General features: G+C 37.9%; 22 protein-coding genes and 1 other annotated feature. Of the genes, 2 read left to right on the top strand and 20 right to left on the bottom strand.

Annotated features, from left to right (window positions below; all coding sequences use genetic code 11):
* Positions 1–11: 11 nt before the first annotated feature.
* From IW492_RS01040 to metE, 20 genes are all read right to left on the bottom strand, one after another.
* A complete protein-coding gene (locus IW492_RS01040) occupies positions 12–710 on the bottom strand; it encodes an MgtC/SapB family protein (protein WP_202064282.1) in 699 nt (232 codons plus the stop codon).
* A gap of 174 nt (positions 711–884) precedes the next feature.
* Positions 885–1,895, bottom strand: coding sequence for an adenosine deaminase (add, locus tag IW492_RS01035; protein WP_202064281.1), 1,011 nt, complete (start codon positions 1,893–1,895; stop codon positions 885–887).
* A gap of 2 nt (positions 1,896–1,897) precedes the next feature.
* Positions 1,898–2,779 (bottom strand): sugar phosphate isomerase/epimerase family protein, encoded by an 882-nt coding sequence (locus IW492_RS01030; protein WP_202064279.1) that lies wholly within the window; start codon positions 2,777–2,779, stop codon positions 1,898–1,900.
* Entirely contained in the window at positions 2,776–3,594 is an 819-nt protein-coding gene (locus IW492_RS01025; RefSeq protein WP_202064278.1) for an HAD family hydrolase, read from the bottom strand. Before IW492_RS01025 ends, IW492_RS01030 begins: the two co-directional genes overlap by 4 nt.
* Before the next feature lie 133 nt (positions 3,595–3,727).
* Positions 3,728–5,089: an extracellular solute-binding protein gene (locus IW492_RS01020; RefSeq protein WP_202064277.1), complete on the bottom strand. Its 1,362-nt coding sequence runs from the start codon at positions 5,087–5,089 to the stop codon at positions 3,728–3,730.
* A gap of 13 nt (positions 5,090–5,102) precedes the next feature.
* A complete protein-coding gene (locus IW492_RS01015) occupies positions 5,103–5,921 on the bottom strand; it encodes a carbohydrate ABC transporter permease (RefSeq protein WP_202064276.1) in 819 nt (272 codons plus the stop codon).
* Positions 5,918–6,820 (bottom strand): carbohydrate ABC transporter permease, encoded by a 903-nt coding sequence (locus IW492_RS01010; protein ID WP_202064275.1) that lies wholly within the window; start codon positions 6,818–6,820, stop codon positions 5,918–5,920. Before IW492_RS01010 ends, IW492_RS01015 begins: the two co-directional genes overlap by 4 nt.
* A 24-nt stretch (positions 6,821–6,844) precedes the next feature.
* Positions 6,845–7,765: a nucleoside hydrolase gene (locus tag IW492_RS01005; protein ID WP_202064274.1), complete on the bottom strand. Its 921-nt coding sequence runs from the start codon at positions 7,763–7,765 to the stop codon at positions 6,845–6,847.
* 355 nt (positions 7,766–8,120) lie between these two features.
* A complete protein-coding gene (locus IW492_RS01000; RefSeq protein ID WP_202064273.1) occupies positions 8,121–8,936 on the bottom strand; it encodes a purine-nucleoside phosphorylase in 816 nt (271 codons plus the stop codon).
* A 106-nt stretch (positions 8,937–9,042) separates the two neighbouring features.
* The gene (locus IW492_RS00995; protein WP_202064272.1) at positions 9,043–9,594 is read right to left on the bottom strand and encodes a DUF1097 family protein; all 552 of its coding nucleotides are present in this window, start codon (positions 9,592–9,594) and stop codon (positions 9,043–9,045) included.
* 47 nt (positions 9,595–9,641) lie between these two features.
* Positions 9,642–10,523: a ribokinase gene (rbsK, locus tag IW492_RS00990; RefSeq protein WP_202064268.1), complete on the bottom strand. Its 882-nt coding sequence runs from the start codon at positions 10,521–10,523 to the stop codon at positions 9,642–9,644.
* A gap of 11 nt (positions 10,524–10,534) precedes the next feature.
* On the bottom strand, positions 10,535–11,461 hold the full coding sequence (locus IW492_RS00985) for a nucleoside hydrolase (protein ID WP_202064267.1): 927 nt from the start codon (positions 11,459–11,461) through the stop codon (positions 10,535–10,537).
* Entirely contained in the window at positions 11,442–12,257 is an 816-nt protein-coding gene (locus tag IW492_RS00980; protein ID WP_202064266.1) for an energy-coupling factor ABC transporter ATP-binding protein, read from the bottom strand. Before IW492_RS00980 ends, IW492_RS00985 begins: the two co-directional genes overlap by 20 nt.
* Positions 12,254–13,093: an energy-coupling factor ABC transporter ATP-binding protein gene (locus IW492_RS00975; RefSeq protein WP_202064264.1), complete on the bottom strand. Its 840-nt coding sequence runs from the start codon at positions 13,091–13,093 to the stop codon at positions 12,254–12,256. The genes IW492_RS00980 and IW492_RS00975 overlap by 4 nt, the downstream gene beginning before the upstream one ends.
* A complete protein-coding gene (locus tag IW492_RS00970; RefSeq protein WP_202064262.1) occupies positions 13,090–13,827 on the bottom strand; it encodes an energy-coupling factor transporter transmembrane component T in 738 nt (245 codons plus the stop codon). The genes IW492_RS00975 and IW492_RS00970 overlap by 4 nt, the downstream gene beginning before the upstream one ends.
* Positions 13,820–14,428: an ECF transporter S component gene (locus tag IW492_RS00965; protein ID WP_202064260.1), complete on the bottom strand. Its 609-nt coding sequence runs from the start codon at positions 14,426–14,428 to the stop codon at positions 13,820–13,822. The genes IW492_RS00970 and IW492_RS00965 overlap by 8 nt, the downstream gene beginning before the upstream one ends.
* Before the next feature lie 132 nt (positions 14,429–14,560).
* Positions 14,561–15,265, bottom strand: coding sequence for a Crp/Fnr family transcriptional regulator (locus tag IW492_RS00960; protein ID WP_202064255.1), 705 nt, complete (start codon positions 15,263–15,265; stop codon positions 14,561–14,563).
* 98 nt (positions 15,266–15,363) lie between these two features.
* The gene (locus IW492_RS00955; RefSeq protein WP_202064254.1) at positions 15,364–15,645 is read right to left on the bottom strand and encodes a TraB/GumN family protein; all 282 of its coding nucleotides are present in this window, start codon (positions 15,643–15,645) and stop codon (positions 15,364–15,366) included.
* Between the two features lie 57 nt (positions 15,646–15,702).
* Positions 15,703–16,602: a methylenetetrahydrofolate reductase [NAD(P)H] gene (gene metF, locus IW492_RS00950; RefSeq protein ID WP_202064253.1), complete on the bottom strand. Its 900-nt coding sequence runs from the start codon at positions 16,600–16,602 to the stop codon at positions 15,703–15,705.
* Entirely contained in the window at positions 16,583–18,850 is a 2,268-nt protein-coding gene (gene metE / locus IW492_RS00945; RefSeq protein WP_202064252.1) for a 5-methyltetrahydropteroyltriglutamate--homocysteine S-methyltransferase, read from the bottom strand. The genes metF and metE overlap by 20 nt, the downstream gene beginning before the upstream one ends.
* Before the next feature lie 171 nt (positions 18,851–19,021).
* Positions 19,022–19,273 (top strand) — a binding site (T-box leader).
* A 53-nt stretch (positions 19,274–19,326) separates the two neighbouring features.
* Here metE and IW492_RS00940 point away from each other — a divergent pair.
* Both IW492_RS00940 and IW492_RS00935 read left to right on the top strand, forming a co-directional pair.
* Positions 19,327–20,274, top strand: coding sequence for a LysR family transcriptional regulator (locus IW492_RS00940; RefSeq protein WP_202064251.1), 948 nt, complete (start codon positions 19,327–19,329; stop codon positions 20,272–20,274).
* A complete protein-coding gene (locus tag IW492_RS00935; protein ID WP_202064250.1) occupies positions 20,258–21,376 on the top strand; it encodes a PLP-dependent transferase in 1,119 nt (372 codons plus the stop codon). The genes IW492_RS00940 and IW492_RS00935 overlap by 17 nt, the downstream gene beginning before the upstream one ends.
* The last annotated feature ends 10 nt before the right edge of the window (positions 21,377–21,386 follow it).

The raw sequence follows: 21,386 nt of genomic DNA, 5'->3' as shown, positions 1-21,386 counted from the left end.
TCCCCCTCCTCCTACTTATCAAATTTGGTTTTCTCACAATTAATAATATTTTGATTATGTGCAAATACATCCAAGAGCTTATCAAAATATTTTTGATCTAAAGATTTTATTTCAAAAATATTCGTATAAAGTCTGATATCACCATAAACCTGAACATCATATTTTATTGTCGTGAATTGTAAATCTAGCTTATCTAAATCTGAACGAATTTTATCCAGTGTTGATAGTCCACCTGTGTATTTGATAATCAGTTTGGTCGGCACAGAGAGATTAACAAAACGCTTCAATAGAAATAATATACTAAAAATTGCTAAAAACCCAATTACTGATATTTTAACATATCCCATGCCTACTGAGATACCTAAACAAGCAACCGACCAAATGGACGCTGCTGTGGTGAGCCCAGAGATACTACGCCTAGTGACAATAATCGTCCCTGCCCCAAGAAATCCTATCCCAGAGATAACCTGAGCCGTCAGCCTCGCAGGATCGGTACTAAAAAAATTAGCCATTGTTGGATTAGCCAACGCATTAACTAAAGCCTGGCGACCTATTTCTGATTGAGTAATAGCGACCAAAGCTGAAGACACCCCTACCAAAGCATGTGTTTTTATTCCGGCATTACTTTGACTCTTTTCCCTTTCATAACCAATTAATGCAGAAAAAAGTAATGCCAGACATACACGTAATAGAATTTCTTTTATTGACATTGTATCAATCCCTTATTTTTTACTTTTCGTTATTTAACTTAACGTTAAAAGCATCAGGGATTCAATAAACATATTTCCTTGAATCCCTCTGTGAAATCTGCTAAACCAGATGCTATCACTATCATTTCCACTAAATAATAGGACCGCACTCATTTTTTAATTATTACTAAAAAATCAAATATAGAATGTTCGGATGCGCTCTCTTAAATTTTTTTTCTCAGCTTCAGTGATAAATAGATAATCAACTGCTAGAAGTGTTTGATTCTTCACTTCAGACTCACTCATCTTTTGTTTGTTTTTATCTATCTCTGTAAATTCTCTCGTCATTGTTGTGTTCGAAACTGTTCGATTATCTGTATTAAAGCAATATTTTACGCCCATTTCATCAAATAGAGTGGTTGGATAATTTCCCCAGTCTTCTGATGCTCCGGTTTGAATATTACATACAGGGCACATTTCTAGAAGAATTTCTTTTTCTTCAGCTAATTTCATCATTGACCTATCTTTTGCTAAAGCAACTCCATGACCTATTCTTTTTGCTCCAAATTCAATTGCATAATGGACATTCTCAATGTTCCCAGTTTCACCAGCATGAATAGTGTAGGAGAGACCTACGGTTTCTGCATAAGAAAATATTTTTTTATATTCTTTTGTTGGATACTTTATCTCATTACCAGCCAAATCAATTCCCACTAAACCAAACTTTTGATACTTTTTAGCAAGACGAACTACTTCTAAATTTGTTTCCTCTGAGTGTCCTCTCATACAACAGGCAATTAAACCAATCGAAATAGAATAATTGTCCTCTATTTCACTTTTTGCTTGCACTAAACTTTCTATAACTTCCTCCATCGACAAACCATCTGATGATAAATATTTAGGAGAAAATCGTATTTCTTGATAAAGAACATTTTCTTTTGAAGCCTGATCCATTAAATCCATCAAAGCAAGCTTTAATGCAGTTCGCGTATTTAAGACAGCGGTTACCATTGGAAAACAAGACAAATACTCCGTCAAATTTTGACACTTTTTTGGTGCACTTACTTTTCTTTTTAATTCTTCATCTGTCAGATTTAATGGTGTCGATGATAAATCATACATTTTCCGAATTACTTTGGGTGTAATTGATCCATCTAGATGACAATGTAGTTCAATTTTTGGTACACGATAAAAAAAATCTTCCATTCTCAATTCGTCTCCTTTTTACCTTCAGCCAATCTTAATAGACCTTGACCTATTTGAAAACTTAAACAAATCGCACTCTCAACATTTTCCATAGGCATTTTAGTTAGATAGCGATGAATTTCCAAATCAAAATCACCATCATATTCAATACTTGCAAAAGCCGCCATGACCTCATCCCAATCCGTTTTTCCTAGATACGGCAACAAGTGAATATCCTGAGTATTTGTGTAGTCTGAAATATGAGTAGATTTTAAACGATGACCCAGAAGTTGTAGCGCTTTTGCCTGATTTTGCTGCATAATCGCACCATGCTCTGCATCCCAACAAGCTCCCAAACCAGGAACTGCATCTATCAGATCCACCATTTCTTCTGCAGTGTTACAATACAATTTGATTGGTGAAATATGACAGTCCCACATATTTTCAATTGCAATTCCTACATGATGCTGCTTTGCAAACTCACACCATTTCGTAAAAAAGTAGATATTCTCTTGTCTTGAATCCTTGTAGGGCTCTGCTGTATCCATAACAGTTGAAGGATGCATAACAAGCCATTTAATGCCCAAAATCCCAGCACCCTCAATACATTTTTCTAAAACAGTCTCAAAATGCCCGTGATCCAACTCAGGTCTACAAAAATCATAAACAACAGCATGCCCTTGGCTAAATTCAATCCCTAATTCTTCTGCTTTAGCTTTCACTCGATACATGTACTCTTTCCAATTTTCTGTCATAAATTCACTATCATAAGTAGTTAAATCATGGAAACAGAAATCTAATACTTCATAGCCTGCTCGCTTACAAATTTCCATACATTGTAGGGGGTCAATAGGCTCCCCGTAAGCTCTTTCAAATAAAATATTTGTTGAAGTTGATAATCTCATGAGTTTTTCCTTTCTATATATTGCCTTATTTTTTTTAAGGCTTCCTCGCCCCCTTCAATTGCAATCCCTGAGACGTTGTAATCTGCCTTTTCTTGTAATTCAGGAATCGCATTTCCCACTGCAATGCCTAATGCTGCTGCTTGAATCATTTCATAATCATTCTCATTATCCCCGATGGTCGCTACTTCCTGTTGTGTGCCATGTAACTCATTTAAAATAATTTCTATCCCTGCTTGTTTATTTACTCCTTGGCTTACCAGCTCAATACCATGCATCCCATATCTTGTAATTAAAATATCTTCCTTAACTTCCTCAAAATCTTCTTCAAACAATTCGATTGTCTGTAAACTATCATCTTTCAATACATTTAGCTTAATGATTTCTAATTCTTTCCATTCTGCTTCCGTTGGCATTCTTAATGGATGATACGTTCCACGCTCGATCCTCTTTCTCTGAGTCGCTGTATTTTCTGCCATCACATATTCTATTTCATCAATCGCGTATAATACAGTCATATTTGCATCTAGTGCTTTTTCAACAAGCTTTCGCAGAATACATAACGAAAACTTTTTTTGAAATAAAATTCTTTGTCCCTTTTTAACTAACGCACCGTTGCATGCAACATACGGCTGATTACTTAAGCCTAACACATCGAGTAGCGGTTGAATTCGATACGGCAGTCGTCCTGAAGCAAATGTAAAAAAGATTCCTTTTTCTGTTGTTCTGCGTACCTCTTTTATAAAAGCTTCAGTCATCACCTCTCTTTTTTGAATCAATGTCCCATCGATATCACAAAAAATATACTTGATTGTCATCCCATCACTAACTTTCTACAAAAATTTTGGACCTGAGCTAGAGGTCAATGTGTGTTCATTATTTGACTGTTTAAGCTCAATTATAGTTTCTGGGACACTAGTCAAAGTCACTAATGTCCCAGAAAATTTATCATTATCCATTTGCCTTATGATATTCCTCTAATGCCGTGTTAGATTTTCCGACAATTTCTTTTGCTGTTTCTTCTTTAGTTAATTTACCCTCAGCAAATTTTTGCATAGCATCAGCAACAATGTCATTGATTTCCCAGTTAACTAAATCAAATGGTTCTTGTGATAATGGATCTGATGACTTCAATTGTTCCAGAGCCGTCTTGAATTGCGGATTTTCTTCATAAAATTTTTGCATTTCAGGTAGTTCTTCGGTCGCAACATTAACAGGAATGTAGCCGCTCGCTTGTGACCATTCTGCTTGAACATCTGCAGAGGTTGCGTATGAAATAAAATCCCAGGCCGCAGACAATTTTTTATTATCCCCACGATTGTATAAAACTAATGAGCTTCCGCCAATACTTGCTCCACTTGTATCTGATGCACTCACTTTTGGTAAAAAGGCTGTTTGGAAAGTAAATTTATCTGCCGTAAGTGTTTTGATTGCTCCTAGTCGAGAAGAAGAAAGAAGCGCCATTGCATTGATTCCAGTAGCAAACTCTTCATTCGCATTATCCTCAATATGCTTATAACCACCACTATCAATCACTTTTTGCCATTCAGTCAAGAATTTATCCAAAGTTCCATCCTCATCCATAATTAGCTTTGTCATAGGCGCTTTACGTCCACCTTCGTTATCTCCAACAAAACTCTCTGGGAATTGACTTACAATAAAATTAACTAGTTGGTAACGTGTAATTTGCGTATTTAAGCCATTGATACCATCAATTTTTCCTAATTTTTCAATATACTTGGCCAGCTCATCAATCGTCTTTGGTGCATGGTCAAAGCCGGCTTCTTTCAACAATTCTTCATTATAATATAAAAGTAAGGTTGAAACATTCATCGGAACACCAATGATCTTGTCCTCGTACGTAAACGTTCGTAAAAGTTGATCATAATAAGCAGCCGTTTTAAGCTCTGATTTTTTATCATCAAAAAAAGTTTGTGCTGGCACGATTTGCGGTAAAGTTGAGATTGACGGTAAGTCCATCCCGACAGTCTGAATAATATCCGGTGCATTCTTATCATCATTTGTTGAAGAGGCAAGTTTCACCTTACTGGCAATCTCGGTATCTTGGAAAACTGTACTTATCTTAACGCCGTGCTCTTTTCCTACCGTGTCATTATAATCTTTGACAATTTTATCCAACGCCTCACCATTACTTCCTGACATAGCGTGCCAAAAGACAATTTCAGTTCCAGAAAAATCTTCCACCAATGCAATATCCTCTTTCTTGTCCCCATCACTCTCTGCTTTGTTTCCACAACCTGACAATCCAGCTAAAGCAATTGCACACATGAAACCTACTACTATTTTTTTCATTTTTTTCTCCCTTCTATCCTTTAACTCCGCCAGCCATCATACCTTTTTTGATATAACGCTGGAAGGTTATAAATACGACAACAGTTGGTATCACAATTAATACAGAGGCAGCCATGATAATTCCGTGAGGGCTCTCATCTGGAAAATTCAACAAGGTAACTGCCACCTGAGCTGTCCGCATTTCATTTTGATTTGTGACTAGTAATGGCCATAAGTATTGGTTCCAGATACCTACAAATGATGAAATAAAAGTGGTGATTAAAACTGGTTTTGAAGAGGGCAGCAATACTCGAATAAAGAACTCAAAATTACTACAGCCATCAATTTTAGCTGCTTCATAAATTGATTTTGAATAGGCTAAAAAATGTTGTCTCATCACAAAAATATTTAACGCTGTAACAAAGAAAATGACCATCATACCCAAATATGTATTAATTAAGCCCATATTGGCAACAGTCCGATAGTTTTTGACAATCAGTAAATCAGGTGGGATCATCATCGTTCCGATAATCAACAAAAACATAGCTTGCTTTCCTCTAAAGTTATAGAAGGACAAGGCAAATGCTGCTGTGCCAGCTGTCACTAATCTAACCGTTGAAGATCCAACTGTCATTACAAAGGAATTGAGTAAAAAACGAGTAAGCGTTGTTTTTTGGAATGCTGCAATATAGTTTCCTAAATAAAAGCTTCTTGGCAACAAATTAACATCTCTACTCAAAATCTCATCAGGTTTCATAAACGAAACTGAAAGGGCATACAAAACTGGGATTAACACGATACTCCCTAAGATCAAGGCGAACAATTGATACCCCACACTTCTTGTTTTTTTCATCCGTAATGAACTCCTCTCTTCTCATAAATAAAGCTCAGACCTACAAATAGAAGTGTAATGACAAAGCCAACTACTGAAGCTGCATAACCAATATTATAATTCTGATTTAAAATAGCATTTTTGTAGATAAAAGAAACAATTGTTTCAGTTGCTCCATCTGGCCCACCTTGCGTTAAAATCAGCGTTAAGCCACTAGTAATCATTGCCTTAGCAATTGAGGAAACAAGTAAAAATAGAATTGTTGGTGAGATGTACGGGATAATAATCTTGTAAAGTCTAGTAAATCCAACTGCGCCGTCTATCTCAGCACTTTCTAAAATTTCATCAGGAATCCCTCTCACAGCAGTCAACATAAACAAGAAATTAAAACCGATATTCAACCATGTTTCAATAAAAATCAAGGAAGACAAAGAAGTGGTTACGTCTTTAAGCCAATTAATATCTACGCCAAAAATTTTATTGACCATTCCCAACGTAGGATTCAACATTAATTGAAAAATCATCGCTACTGCCGCTAAAGACATCGCCATTGGTAACGAGTACATCGCTTCATAAATGGGTGAAGTCCTTCTTTTTTCTCGCGCAACTAACGCCAAGATGAGTCCGATAATTAATGACGCCGGAATTGTTATAGCTGAAAACAAAACAGTATTTCCTATTGCTTGTAAAAATTTGGGATTCCTTAAAATCGCTTGATAGTTCTCTATTCCTACAAAAGCACGGCGATTGCCGAAAGAATCTACGATATGCAAACTGTCAAAAATATTAGTAACAAAGGGATAGTACGTAAACAAACCAATTGCAACAAGTGAGGGTAGTAGATAAAACCAAGGCTCAGTCTTACCTAGATAGTTCTTTTTACTTACTCTTTTCATTTCCTTAGCAGTTGTTTCAGCCATACCGGACCTTCCTTTCACGGTTTATTAACTAGGAATCTTAGACAACTTAGTAAACAAGTCATCCATCAAATTATCTCGTTCAATACGATAAACATACTTGATAAAGTGACGTCTAGAATCAAAGCTGTAATAATCATTGTATTGCATTATTGGGCTTTTAATTAGAGTGTCCAGCATAAACTCCCCATCTAGAAGCCAAGCAACAGGAACTACATCCCAGATAGCTCTTGACCAAACACTTCCGCCATAACAAATTCGAGCTTCCTCTGCTGTTTTCTCAATCATGTAATCACAGAATTTATTTTTTCCTTTTAACCAATATTCCAATTCGGGACCTGTTGTTGTAAAAGCAGAAATCACATTCTTTCCTGGAAATTGAACTAATGGCACCCCAGAATCTAATAGTACACGAGCTGCTGCAACGTCTTGTCCTGAATTAAATGATTTGTTATCATGCCAATCATAGCTCAAACCACCTAACCATAAAATAACAATCCGGTTGATAATAGTTGGATCTAATAAAATAGCCGAAGCTAGATTAGTAGCTGCTGCAATACCTATCACGTATAGAGGATTTTCTTCAGAATAATTCTTTGAACGGTCAATCAAATCTCTAACAGCATCTGACTCTTCGGGGGTTTGTTCATCCTTCAAAAACTGAGTAGAACCTCTAAATGTCACTTCATGATATCGCGTTTCATTCATCAATTTATAGCAATTAAATAATTCTTGATAACTTCTTTGCATCCCATCTTCTGGACTTTCAGAATGGTGATTAAGAAATGGAGCTGCATAAACAGCTTTTAAGTTCAATTTTTCTTCCGACTGAATTAAGTAAGCTAGCGCAAACTGATCATCAATCTCATTATATGTATCCGTATCAAGAACTACATCTACTTTTCTCTTTGGCTTTTCTAGTCGCTTAATGATTTTGGCATTATCCATTATAAAGGCCTCCCGAATTGTTTTTTCACAACTTTATAATTTAATTATACAATAAATTCCCAATATTGCAAGCGTTTTTATTTGTTTTTCACAACTTTTCAGACAGTTTTTCTCGTTAAATTGTAAATTAACAAGTTTCATGGCGCAAAAAAAGAAAGAAACGCTTAAAGAATGTGCTCTATCTTCTCTACTGAGTTTCCTTCTTAATAAAAAACTGGCTTCTGCTAATTATTTCTGTTTGAGCGACGATGGAAAAACAGGAATAGTTCGTACGTTTCAAAAAACATTTCATTCTCTAATGCTATCTTCTCCACCCAACATTTAACCTTACGTAGGCTGCACTTATAGATTCTCCTCAGATAGTCAGCAGAATTTCTTTGATTAAAGTTTTAAAATCAGCTTTCACACGTTCCGTTGTTTCAATAACTTCTTCATGATTAAGAACTTCTTGCATGCCTGCTGCAAGATTCGTAATACAAGAGATGCCCAAAACTCTTAAACCACTGTGCACCGCCACAATTACTTCAGGTACTGTTGACATTCCTACTCCATCAGCTCCAATTTTCCGTGCAAAATGAATCTCAGCTGGTGTCTCATAAGAAGGCCCTGTCCCCCCCATATAAATCCCTTTCCTCAATTGAATATTTAACTTTTCCGCTGCTTGCACCGCAATCTTCTGATAAGCTCCATCAAAAGCCTGACTCATGTCTGGAAAGCGTGGACCCATTTCATCCACATTCATCCCAATTAAAGGATTGGTTCCCATATTATTGATTTGATCTGTAATCAGCATTAAGTCACCTGGTTCAAACGTTGTGTTGACCCCTCCACTTGCATTAGTCACAATTAAGGAGTGGGCTTTCAGCATCGCAATCACTCGTACTGGATAAACAACCGTCTCCATAGAATACCCTTCATAGAAATGAAAACGGCCCTGCATAGCCAGTACTTTTTTTCCAGACAACGTTCCATAAACTAACTGACCCGCATGTCCGACCACTGTTGAAACTGGAAAATGAGGAATTTTATGATAAGGAATCTTTACAACATCCTGTATCTCATCTGCCAATTCACCCAACCCTGAACCTAAGATTAATGCAAAATCGATTTCTTTTACTCCCTGATTCTTAATATATAAAATGGTTTCCTGTAAGTTTTCTGTCAACGTCATTTTCTCATTCTCCTTATCTTTCCATCATTAATTTATGTATTCTACTCAGTCGTTCGAAAATTCTTTATTGATGAAAATCAGCTGTATTAAGAAAAATTTCCACACATTACCTCTCGCCTTCTCCATAAATTTTTCTAACCAAATTGCTGTAGACAACATCCACCATGACGGCCATAAGCAAACCATATGCATACATTCCACATGCGATACATAGACCAATAATAATCGGTCTATCTCCTAAAAGTCCTTGACCAATAAATGGTACTGGCCGTCCCAATAACAAAACAGTCACTGTTAACCCAGTAAATGTTGCCGGTAAGCGCCCAGGTAATTTTTTATCAAACAAAATCAGCGCCCCTGCGCTTAATAGGAAGATGAGTATGCCACCATCAATAAAATTGATAGCAAAATAGGTCAATGAATCAGAAAAATAATGCCAAAGCATATTGGAAAGCTGCCCCCAAAAAAGTCCCACGGTAAACGAAGCAAGTAATTCAAAACAAGCTCTCTTTTGCATAGCAATATTTCCTATAAAATAAAATTGTAATGCAAGGAAACTGATCCAAATAAATTGACCGATAGCTAACTTTCCAATCAACAAGGTACCTATCAAGTTTATTGAAGCGATTACAATACATAGTAATAGATTGTTTTTCATTAAATCCTCCCGCCCTTTCCCACAGCTCTGCTTTTTGTTTTTATTTCTTAATCAAATTGTTTCATCTCTTTTTCGGTTGGCATTCCACCCTGTGCGCCTTTTTTGGTTACTGAAATAGCTGCCGCTTTATTAGCCAGTTGAATAGCTTCTGCAATTGATTTTCTGCGAATTATTTCTAGCGCAAAAGCGCCATTGAAGGTGTCTCCAGCACCCGTTGTATCTATTGCCTTAACCTTATACGCTGGAATCTGACGAATTGTTTGTCCATCATGAAAGATAACGCCCTCAGAGCCTAGTGTCACCACCAACTGATTCGGAAATTTCTCAACAGCTTCTGTTATAGTCAATTGAGGAAAGATTTGTTTACACTCATTCTCATTAGGTGTTAAAAAGGTTAAGTCATCCATCAAAGCTCTCGCTGTTTTATCAGCTGGGGCTGGGTTATATAAAATAGGGACATCCTCTTCTTTGCAATGCTTCACAATAAAATGAATCGTCTCATTCGGAATCTCATTTTGTAGAATAACCATTCCGTAAGCAGAAAGCGGCTTGGTTAATTTCTCTTCAACAAATTCAGGCGTTACCTCATTATTTGCTCCGGGAACTACAACAATACGATTGTCATGATTAATTAAAAATATGTGAGCAGTTCCCGTTAAAGCCGAAGAACTCATACTAATCATCTCTGTATCCACTTGATTTTCTCTCATATTTTCCACTACCATTTCACCATGGGCATCTTGACCGACACAGCCAAGAATGTCCACTGCCCCACCTAAACGAGCAATTGAGACAGCTTGGTTTGCTCCTTTCCCACCACAAAATAGTTCGAGAAAATCAGCTTTTATCGTTTCACCTTGTTCTGGCATACGATTTGTTTCAATCGTTAAATCAACAGACATTGAGCCGATTACAAGAATTTTCTTCATTTACTTTCCTCCTATGCATCCAATCTATCTAATGCGTCCATCAACAGTTTTACAAATTTTTCTCGGTCAACTTCCTGTAAAACAAGGGTATTCTTTGGTAAATCAAAAGCACGTCTAAAATCACCATAAGTCAACCCTCTAGCTAGCGAATCATCTGTAATTACATGGATATCAGCAGCTGTACCCGTAAAAATTTCAGGCATCAATAAATACGCAATTGTACATAAATCATGAAGAGGTGAGTCAATAAACCCAAATTGACGGCCAGAGGTATTATAAAATGACAAAAGTTCATAAGCCAGTTGATTGACACGCCCTCGACCGTGTAACTGATCAATTTCAGCTACGGTAATGACTGCTTTTTCTGTTACATCTAACCCCGCCATAACGATTTGTAAGCCACTTTGAAAAACAATCTCAGCTGCTTCAGGATCAACATAAATATTAAATTCAGCTAACGGAGTTTGATTGCCATGACTGATTCCCCCACCCATCAACACAATCTCTTCTATCAACGGAAGAACCTCTGGATGGCTTTTAAGAAGTAAAGCTATATTAGTTAACGGACCTAAAGCCGCAATCGTCACTTTCCCTTCTGCCTGCAGTATTTTTCGATAAAGAAACTCTACACCATTCATCTGACTTACAGGATACTCTGCTCCTTCAAAATAAGGTCCTTCCATTCCACTTTCGCCATGAGCTTCAGGTGCCGTCTTCAATGACTTTACCAACGGCCCTTCTTGTCCTGCTGCTAATGGGATTTCTGAGTGCAGAAAATGTAAGATATTTCGCGCATTCTTTGTCACCTTGGCTAAAGTCTGATTTCCACCAATCGTTGTTATGCCTAAGACCTTTAATTTTTCAGCATTAGCCAATGCCATTATAATCGCAAGCGCATCATCATGACCAGGATCGCAATCAATCAGAATTTTTTTCATGTCCAAGTACCTTCTTTCCTAGTTCTTCCATCGTCAAAATATTCTTAAATTCTAACGCTTTGGCTAATTGACAAATATAAGGCTGCTTTAGTCCACTCAAAGTCAATAGACTTTCATCCCAAAATACTTCTCTAGGTGTTCCTTCTTTGCGTAATTGTTTATCTGCAAAAACTAATACACGCTGAAACTCTTTTACTACGAACTCCATATCATGAGTAATCGTTATGACAGCTTTATTTTTAGCAGATAATTCTTTAATAATTCTGCCCAAAAGCTCAGTGGATTCTCTATCTTGCCCTGCTGTTGGTTCATCCAAAACAATAACCTCTGGATCCATCGCTATGATTGCAGCAATTGTAATAAACTTTCTCTTAGAGTAAGACAAATTATAAGGATGCTCATTTAAGACCTCCGTCAATCCACATGTCTCAGCGGCCTCCTTAACTTTCTTTTTGATAACCGAAACAGCTAATTTTTGACTTTTAGGACCAAAAGCAATCTCCTTTTCGATAGTCTCTTGAAAGATTTGGTCATCGGGATTTTGAAAAACATAACCCACATGCTTCGACATTTGAGCTGCAGTAAAGACATTCGTTGATTTCCCATCAATCAAGACTTCCCCTTTCGTTGGCCGTAACAAGCCATTCATCAGCTTAACTGTGGTCGTTTTTCCGGCACCATTTTGACCAATAATTGCAACAGCTTCACCTAGTTGAAACTCCATTGAAACCTTTTGAGTTGCTTCAAAACCATTTGGGTAGCTATAACTAACTTCACTTAATTTTAAGAAACTCATTTTGAAGCGACCTCCTTTAATTTTACAATTGCTTCGTCCATTGTAATTGGTATTTGTGTATCATACCCTAGCTGCTCCAAAAAGAACAATGCTACTTGTGGCAAAGAACCCCCATGCTGCAATATCGTTCTGTCGTTCAGCAGCTGGTGAGTTTCGCCACTCTTCACCACATGTCCATTCTCCAACAAAATGATTGCATCACAATATTCCGCCAGTAAATCCACCTTATGCTCCACCACGATAATTGTCTTACCTTGATCTTTTAACATCGAAATAATTTGAAAGACTTCCTCCGTACTCTGAGGATCAAGTTGAGAAGTCGGCTCATCCAAAATGATGACTTCAGGATCTAAAGCCACAACAGAAGCCAATGCAACACGTTGTTTTTGACCGCCAGATAACTCATACGGATTTTTTTCTTTAAGTATTTCTAGAGTAAACAGTTCCAACAATTCTTGTACTTTAACTTTCATAATCTCCGGTGCAATCCCAATGTTTTCCATACCATAAGCAATCTCTTCTTCTACAGTATCCTTAACCCCAGAAATTTGAGTAAATGGATTTTGCGAAGAGTACCCAATCTCAGCAGCTAATGCGCCTACATTGTATTCTTGAACAGATTTCTCTTTATAAGTCACTTCACCTGTTAACTCACCAAAGAACAAAGTAGGAATAAAGCCACGAATAATATTACAAAGCGTTGTTTTCCCTGCTTGGTTATTTCCGATAAGTCCGTACACCTTGCCTTTTTCAAATGATAGCGATACATCTTTAATTACTGGTTCAACATCTAACGGATATTTATACGTCACATTTTTCAATTCGATTAAACTCATAATGGTCCCCCCACAAAATACACAATCAACGCAGCTAAACAAAATATGACAATCAAATAATCCGATGGTGTTTTTTTGATAGAATAGTACGTTGTCTTTTTCATTGGTGCTGAAAACCCTCTTGCCTCTAAAGTTAGTACGCGTTCATCCGTTTGTTGAATGGATGTTAACACTAGTGGACCCATCATAGGCACAAAAGCTTTCATACGTATAAACACAGAACCTTCCGTTTCAATTCCTCTTGCCCTCTGTGCATCTGTTATAGTTTGCGACAATTTTGACATCTGTGGGATCAATTGAATGGTTGCTGCAATCACAAAAGTTACTTTCTTAGAAATGCGGGCTTTTTCTAAAGCGGCAACAATATCTTTGACGCTAGTTACTTGAAAGAACCAGATAATAATCGAGCTAATCGCCACAATTCGAGAAGTTAGTCCAACACTTGTATCCATTCCCATCTGAGAATATCCAATAAACCACCATAGCGATTGACTATCCTCATTTTTAACGATGAACACTTGAACTAAGAAAATAAATAAAACAATTACAAAAACTGATTTAAAGAAAGTATTAAAAAAGTTAGTTATTGTTCCTGAAAACAGGCTTAAAACCAACGCGACTCCAAAAAGCACATATTGAACAGTTGGTAACGTTGAAAACATACTAACAATTATTACAGTTAAAACAATCATTAATTTAGTCGAAGGATGCCATTTTCCAACTATACTATCCATGCTTCAACGCCTCCTTTTTAATATATGGAAGCCCATAATTTAACTTAATTAAAAATCGTGGAGGGATTCGTTTAACCACTAAATAACTGATAAAGAAATTTAAAATAGTATTGATTGTTCCAGTCAATATATTGGTAGAAAATACAGAATCCCATAATTGTTGACCTGCTGCCAAAAATGCGGCTGTAACTAAATCTGTGCCTGCTCCTGTAATTCCACCAAACATAAAGACCGTTACTATAGCTGCCGAACCAGCTGAAACGATAGTCAGTACAGCGCAAGCAATCAGTATGCCAAAAATATTCTTAAAAAAATTAAATCTTGAGAAGTATCCTGCAAATAGGCCAATGCTTATTGAGACAATCCCGTACGGAATCGCTACTGGATTCAACATCCCATTGACAACATTTCCTAAAAACCCTGTTACTAGCCCTACCCAAGGACCGGCCACCATCGATACTAAATACGTACCAATCTGATCAATAAAGACTGGGAATTTCAAAATTGTACACAGCTGATATCCGACAACATTTAAAGAAACGCCAACTGGAATCAGCATTAATGCCTGTAAACCAAAGTCATATCTTATTCCTCGCTTCATATCTTTTCCCACTTTCAATTTTTTTCTCACACAAATGTAAGAGCTTTCTTAATTTCATCATCAGTATAATCAGAAATAAAAAATCACGAAAGGTCACATGTCCCTTCGTGATAAAAATCAATGAATTCATTTTTAAAAATATTGCAATTGCTCTTTGAGTCGGTGATATTCCTCAACACCAATATATATTTTCCGTTGCTCGCTTATAATCTCATGATTCTCGCGTAGATTTTTTAATGAACGTCCTACTGTGCGTACACTCATTCCTAATTTGTTACCAATTTTTTCACGACTTTCTTGTACTTCGACTAACTTAACTTCACTATTTCGTTTTTCCTCATAATAAGAGACAAGAAAATAACGCAATCGGTTCACTCCTTCAAAACGATAAAGTAAGCCATCATTCCCCGAACGATCATATAAATCTTTTGCTAAGAGCCCTGCACTCAACTGTAACAATTCTATGTCCTCCATCACCCATTCATAAACAACCGAGGAAGGAACTCGAACCGCCTCTACTTTGGTCAAGCAAGTAATCGTTGCGATAGTTTCCTCTTTTTGAGCCAAAATTTCGAGTAAGCCCACGCTTCCATTACTTTTTTCTAATTGGAAATAATCATATTCGTTCCCATCTTCATAGTTTCGAGCACCAACGACAATTCCACTAAGAATAAAGTAGACATATTCTGGAAAATCGCCACGCATGATAATGGTTTCCTTTGGTTCAAAGCAAATCACAGGATATTGTTCGACTCCCTTATCTTCTATACTGCTAAAATTAATCGTACTTTTCTGATTATAATGCTGCCACTTTTCCCTAAGAACGTTCTTTTCCATAATTTGACTAACTCCTTTCCTAAAAAGTTTATATTCAAATATTATGATCCAATCGACCAAGTGCTTTCTTCACATAACCAAATAATTTTCTATTCATACTATACCACTTTATCTAAAAGATAACCTGTTTGTTCCAAAAGAGAGATTAATCCATTTTCTCCATACAAATCTCCTGCTCCAACAGCTATAAAAATCGGAGCTGTTTCATTTAATTCTTTTTCAAGAGTATCTAACCAAGCAATGTTTCGCTTTGCTATTAATAAATAATTATACTCTTCACTAGCATTTACTAACAGGTCTGAGAAATTATTTTCTATATTTCCATCAATATAATTGTCAATTACATCCTCATTTCTTTTTTGAGCTTCATCTAAGCTCAATATTTGTTTTATCCACTATTTATTTGTGATGTTATAAACACGCTTGAAACGTTGGTTTCAAGCGTGTTTTTGTTTATTAGATACAGAGCTTTCCGTTCTTCGTTGAAACAGCGAGTGAGTCGCATGATAGATACTTCTGGCAATATCTGATTGATTCATCGTATATAAATGGACACCGGAAACTCCCTGAGTAACTAAATCAACAATCTGATCAATAGCATAAGCCAGTCCTGCAGCCCGCAATGCCACCGGATTATCTGCATACTTATCCAGGATAGCGAGAAATTTCTTAGGCAGCTGAACCTCCGCCGTACGAATAATACGTTCTGCCTGCTTTTTGTTGACAATCGGCATGATCCCAGCCAATATCGGTACTTGAATCCCTGCAAGGCAGCATTTTTCCTGAAAATGATAAAAGCGTTCATTATCAAAAAACAGTTGCGTAATCAGCTGGTCTGCTCCGGCATTAACCTTTTCTCTCAGATGATAAATATCCTCCAGCGTATTTGCCGACTCAGGATGTCCTTCGGGATAACAGGCAGCGGTAACAGAAAATTCTGGGTCCCATTCCTTGATATAAGAAATTAGGTCAGCTGCATAAAGAAACTCTTTGCTGCGGGGAACCTCCGGATAGAGGTCCCCTCTTAACGCCAAAATATTTTGAATTCCTTTTTGATGAAGCAATTCCAAAACCTCGTCAACGTTTGTTTTACTCAAATAAGCCGCACTTAAATGAACAATACTCGGAACTTCGTGATGGCTCTGAATGTGTTCCGCAATTTTAACGGTCGTGTCTTTTAAGGAAAGCAGCTTGTTGCTGCAGGTCACACTGATAAAATCAGGACGCAGGTCCTCCATCTGATGTAATGATCTATACAAGCTGTCAAATGTTGCCTGTGAACCTGGAGGAAAGACTTCAAAAGAAAGTCTGGGACTTTCATTCTCTGACTGGTTCATAAACAAGCGCCTCCCTTGTCTGAATAGCAGCTTTAGTTAGATTTGCCAGGCTTTTAACTGTTTCTTTTTCACCGCGTGTTTTTAATCCGCAATCAGGATTGATCCACAATTTTTCTGCCGAAATCTTTTTCAGCAGTTCTTCAATTGTCGCAGTCAGCTCAGCAACAGAAGGAACTCTTGGCGAATGAATATCGTACACACCGGGTCCCACCGCTGTCTGGAACTTTTGAGATTTCAACTCATCCAGCAAAGCCAAATTTGAACGAGAGGCTTCAAAAGAAATAACATCTGCATCCATTTGATCAATCGCAGGTAATATATCCGCAAACTCGCTGTAGCACATATGCGTATGAATCTGTGTATGCGGAGCTACTTTGCTGTGAACCAGTCGAAATGCAGGAATGGCCCAGTCCAGATATTCTTTATACCAGTCACTCTTTCGTAATGGGAGTTTTTCCCGTAATGCAGCTTCATCAATCTGGATAATTTTGATGCCATTTGCTTCCAGATCCAACACTTCTTCCTGAATAGCCAAAGCAATTTGAAGAGTGCTGTCTTTCAGTGATATATCCTCACGCGGAAATGACCAGTTTAGAATCGTTACCGGTCCCGTCAACATGCCCTTCACTGGTTTGGCAGTCAGCCCCTGAGCATAGGCAGACCATTCAACGGTAATTGCCTGTTTTCTTGAAACATCTCCCCAGATAATCGGCGGCTTCACACAACGTGTGCCATAAGACTGAACCCAGGCATTTTTTGAAAACAGGAAGCCTTCCAAATTTTCACCAAAATATTCAACCATGTCATTCCGCTCAAACTCTCCATGCACCAGTACATCCAGATCAATATCTTCCTGAAATTCGATACAGTCAGCAATCTTTTTCCGCAAAAAGCTCTTATAGGATAGCTGATCAAGTTCCCCTCTTTTGAATCTTGCCCGAGCGGCTTTCACATCACGAGTCTGAGGGAAAGAGCCTATGGTTGTAGTCGGCAGCAACGGAAGATTCAGCTCAATTTTCTGAGTCTGAGCTCTCTCCTCATAAGATATTTGACGATGAAAATCCTGCTCAGTTAAAGCTGCCAGCTTATCAGCCAGAGCCTCATTTTTCTGAACTCGTTCTTTTTGAAAAAGCTGCTGATTTTCGGTTACTCTTCCTGTTGATTGGCTGACAATTTGAGACAGCTGTGACAATTCCTTCAGCTTCTCCTTTGCAAAAGAAAAATGCTGAGAGACTTCTTCAGGAAATTCTTCCTGCTCGATAGAAAACGGCACATGAAGCAATGAACAGGAGGTCGATAAAATAACCTGCTCTTTTGGCAAGCCGTTTAGTAACGCAACAGTCTTTTGATAATCATTCCGCCAGATATTTTTCCCATTTATAATACCGGCAAATAACACTTTATTCTGAGGAAAGCCGAACGACCGAACGAATTCTTCTGTCTGTTTCCCTTCAACAAAATCCAGTCCGATACCGTCTACATCAAGTGTCAACAAATCAGCATAAACATCTCGGACATCGCCAAAATAAGTCTGCAGCAGCAGTTTGATTTCTCTTGGTTCTTTGGTGAACGACTCGTAAATTGCTAAAAACAAGTCACGATCTTCATTTGACAAATCTTTTACCAGAGCAGGCTCATCCAGTTGCAGCCAGTGCGCACCTAAACTGTTCAGCTTTAAGATAATCTCTTTATATGCAGAAATCAGTGCCGGAATATGCTTTGCCTTTTCTGTTGTTGTAAAATCAGCAAGCTGAATCAAAGTAAACGGTCCTAAAATAACAGGTCTGGTTTCAATTCCCAGTTCCTTTGCTTCCAGATATTCATCAAAAATCTTGGTTCCGACAACTCGGACTTCGGTGTCCTGCTCAAATTCAGGTGTCAGATAATGATAATTGGTGTTAAACCATTTTTTCATCGGCAATGCAGTCACATCACCTGCTGCTGCCTGATACCCTCTCGCCAAAGCGAAATAAGTATCTAAAGGAGAAAGCTTCAGCTCCAAAAATCGCTTCGGAATAATATTCAACAAAACAGCAGTATCCAACACTGTATCATAAAAAGAAAAATCATTACTTGGAATGTATGAGATTCCTGTATTCCTCAAAAGCTGCCAGTGCGTCTTTCTTAATTGTCTGCCCTTTTCTAATAACTCTTCTTGTGTGCTGTCTCCACGGAAATAATTTTCTGTCGCTGCTTTCAATTCACGATTTTCTCCAATTCTTGGAAATCCCACAACCGTTGTTTTCATAGATACGCCTCCTCAATAGTTATGGGGAACACTTTATCACAGCCGTCTGTATCCTGACTAACTGTTAAAATTTATAACCTGTAATAGATTTTAATTATAAGAAAAAAATGAGAATTCAATGGATAAATCATTTGACAGGAAGATAAGTTTTGGCTATAGTAGAAACCAATAGTTAATGCGTAGAAAAGAAGAGTACATTTAGAGAACCTTATACAGAGAGCTCCCAGTGGTGAGAAGGAGCATTGGCAATCATTTGGAAGATGGTCTTTGAGCATTCAGCAGTGAGTGGATTTATGAACTGCTGACGGAGGTGCCCGATATCGCAACGCAGTATCAGTTTTTTATGAACTCGTACTGGCTAAGGTTGCTGACTGTGAAGCAGTAACAAACAAAGGTGGTATCACGAAATTATTCGTCCTTTTTCTTATACAGAAAAAGGGCGTTTTTTTTTACCAATTAATGAAAGGAGCAGACATATGCGTATACAGCAGTTGGAGTATCTTGAAAAAGTAGCGGAAATCGGATCTATTAATGAAGCGGCGAAAAGTCTATTTTTATCACAGCCTGCTTTATCTAATGCCATCAAGGAGCTGGAAAATGAAATGAACATCTGTCTTCTTCATCGAAGCAAGCTCGGAGTTGCATTAACTGAAGAAGGGCGGGAATTTTTATCTTATGCCAGACAGATCATCGATCAGGTAGATCTTCTGGAAAAGAGATACAAGCATTCCGAAAAACAAGCTTCTCGACTATCAATTTCTTCTCAGCATTATGCTTTTTCTGTTCATGCATTTGTGGAGTTTATTCAAACATATGAAGATGACAGCTATCAATTCAGTTTGAGAGAGACGGAGACAAAGAATATCCTCGAAGATGTTGCAGGCTTCCGCAGCGAGATTGGTATCCTCTTTTTAAATAATTTTAACCGACAGGTACTTGAAAAGCTGTTTGAAGAAAAAAATTTAGCCTTTTCTTCTTTATTTTATGCTGCACCGCATATTTTTATCAGTAAAGATAATCCGCTGGCTCACAAGAACAAGGTTACTCTTGAAGAATTGTCAGAGCTTCCCTATCTCTCTTTTGAGCAGGGCAACAGCAACTCCTTTTATTTTGCCGAAGAAATTTTAAGTACACGTACCTGTAAAAAGCATATTAAAGTAAGTGATCGGGCAACTATTTTCAATTTGATGATTGGGCTTAATGGATACACATTCAGCTCCGGAATTATCAGTCGTGAATTAAATGATGACAGCATTGTTGCTATTCCACTGGATGTTCCTGAACGTATTGAAATCGGCTGGATTAGAAGCCGGCGCAGCCACTTGTCTCTGCTGGGACAGCGCTATTTGGATACACTAAAAAAACATATCCGGGATTATGGATTTAATACAATTGAGGAGGAAGCTTATGAAGAAAACTATTGAAAAAAAGGATTGGAAGGAAGCTACAAAATTGGCTCAAATTGGCAATCATACGGATAAACAGACTGGTGCAGTCAGTACACCAATCTATCTCTCTACAACATACGCCCATCCCGAGCTTGGTCAAAGCACCGGCTTTGATTACACACGAACCGCCAACCCAACCCGTCAAGTTTTAGAAACGGCCTTGGCTGAATTGGAACAGGGCCGTTATGGATTTGCCACAAGTTCAGGAATGAGTGCCATTCAGCTTGTCTTTGAATTGTTCCCCTGCAACAGTCATTTTTTGGTTTCCAGAGATCTCTATGGCGGAAGCTATCGATACTTTCATTCGCTGGAAGAAAACGGCCAATATCAGTTTACTTATTTCAATTCTATTGCCGAACTTCACGCAGCAATCAGTTCAGACATTGCCGCTGTTTTTATTGAAACCCCAACGAATCCATTGATGTCAGAGCTGTCTATAACTGAAGTCTCTGAACTGACAAAAGCCAATCATACCCTGCTGATTGTTGATAACACCTTTTTAACACCGATTCTGCAAAAGCCGCTGCGTCTTGGTGCAGATCTTGTTGTTCACTCTGCTACCAAATTTCTCGGAGGACACAATGATCTGCTTGCTGGGGCTGTAATAACAAACTCAGATAAATTAGGAGAGAAATTAGCATTCGCTTTAAACACAACGGGCGCCGTCCTGTCTCCTTTTGATTCATGGCTGCTGATTCGCGGATTAAAAACCTTGTCCCTTCGCATTAGGCAACAGGAAAGAAATGCCCAAACACTCGTCCGATTTTTACGCCAGACGCCGCTCATTAAAGAAGTATTTTACCCAGAAAAAGGAAGCATGATCAGTTTGAAGCTGCAGAACGCAACACAGATTCCCGCATTCTTAAAAGCACTGAGCATTTTTACCTTTGCAGAAAGTCTCGGAGGTGTTGAAAGCCTTGTTACTTATCCAAGCACACAGACCCATGCTGATATTCCTAAAGAATTGCGGGAATCTTATGGCTTAACGGACGATTTACTTCGATTGTCCATCGGAATTGAAGCTATTGAAGACCTGATTCAGGATCTTAAACAGGCCTTGATTAAGTCGGCTGATTAATCCTCACGAA

It is taken from the genome of Enterococcus sp. BWB1-3 (assembly GCF_016745275.1).
Taxonomy (GTDB): domain Bacteria; phylum Bacillota; class Bacilli; order Lactobacillales; family Enterococcaceae; genus Enterococcus_L.
The sequence above is the reverse complement of the archived record's forward strand: the minus strand, read 5'-3'. Positions and strand labels throughout refer to the sequence as shown.

Coding starts and splice junctions, on each gene's coding strand:
- IW492_RS01040 (WP_202064282.1), bottom strand. CDS start 710: ATGTCAATAAAAGAAATTCTATTACGTGTATGTCTGGCATTACTTTTT.
- add (WP_202064281.1), bottom strand. CDS start 1,895: ATGGAAGATTTTTTTTATCGTGTACCAAAAATTGAACTACATTGTCAT.
- IW492_RS01030 (WP_202064279.1), bottom strand. CDS start 2,779: ATGAGATTATCAACTTCAACAAATATTTTATTTGAAAGAGCTTACGGG.
- IW492_RS01025 (WP_202064278.1), bottom strand. CDS start 3,594: ATGACAATCAAGTATATTTTTTGTGATATCGATGGGACATTGATTCAA.
- IW492_RS01020 (WP_202064277.1), bottom strand. CDS start 5,089: ATGAAAAAAATAGTAGTAGGTTTCATGTGTGCAATTGCTTTAGCTGGA.
- IW492_RS01015 (WP_202064276.1), bottom strand. CDS start 5,921: ATGAAAAAAACAAGAAGTGTGGGGTATCAATTGTTCGCCTTGATCTTA.
- IW492_RS01010 (WP_202064275.1), bottom strand. CDS start 6,820: ATGGCTGAAACAACTGCTAAGGAAATGAAAAGAGTAAGTAAAAAGAAC.
- IW492_RS01005 (WP_202064274.1), bottom strand. CDS start 7,765: ATGGATAATGCCAAAATCATTAAGCGACTAGAAAAGCCAAAGAGAAAA.
- IW492_RS01000 (WP_202064273.1), bottom strand. CDS start 8,936: ATGACGTTGACAGAAAACTTACAGGAAACCATTTTATATATTAAGAAT.
- IW492_RS00995 (WP_202064272.1), bottom strand. CDS start 9,594: ATGAAAAACAATCTATTACTATGTATTGTAATCGCTTCAATAAACTTG.
- rbsK (WP_202064268.1), bottom strand. CDS start 10,523: ATGAAGAAAATTCTTGTAATCGGCTCAATGTCTGTTGATTTAACGATT.
- IW492_RS00985 (WP_202064267.1), bottom strand. CDS start 11,461: ATGAAAAAAATTCTGATTGATTGCGATCCTGGTCATGATGATGCGCTT.
- IW492_RS00980 (WP_202064266.1), bottom strand. CDS start 12,257: ATGAGTTTCTTAAAATTAAGTGAAGTTAGTTATAGCTACCCAAATGGT.
- IW492_RS00975 (WP_202064264.1), bottom strand. CDS start 13,093: ATGAGTTTAATCGAATTGAAAAATGTGACGTATAAATATCCGTTAGAT.
- IW492_RS00970 (WP_202064262.1), bottom strand. CDS start 13,827: ATGGATAGTATAGTTGGAAAATGGCATCCTTCGACTAAATTAATGATT.
- IW492_RS00965 (WP_202064260.1), bottom strand. CDS start 14,428: ATGAAGCGAGGAATAAGATATGACTTTGGTTTACAGGCATTAATGCTG.
- IW492_RS00960 (WP_202064255.1), bottom strand. CDS start 15,265: ATGGAAAAGAACGTTCTTAGGGAAAAGTGGCAGCATTATAATCAGAAA.
- metF (WP_202064253.1), bottom strand. CDS start 16,602: ATGAACCAGTCAGAGAATGAAAGTCCCAGACTTTCTTTTGAAGTCTTT.
- metE (WP_202064252.1), bottom strand. CDS start 18,850: ATGAAAACAACGGTTGTGGGATTTCCAAGAATTGGAGAAAATCGTGAA.
- IW492_RS00940 (WP_202064251.1), top strand. CDS start 19,327: ATGCGTATACAGCAGTTGGAGTATCTTGAAAAAGTAGCGGAAATCGGA.
- IW492_RS00935 (WP_202064250.1), top strand. CDS start 20,258: ATGAAGAAAACTATTGAAAAAAAGGATTGGAAGGAAGCTACAAAATTG.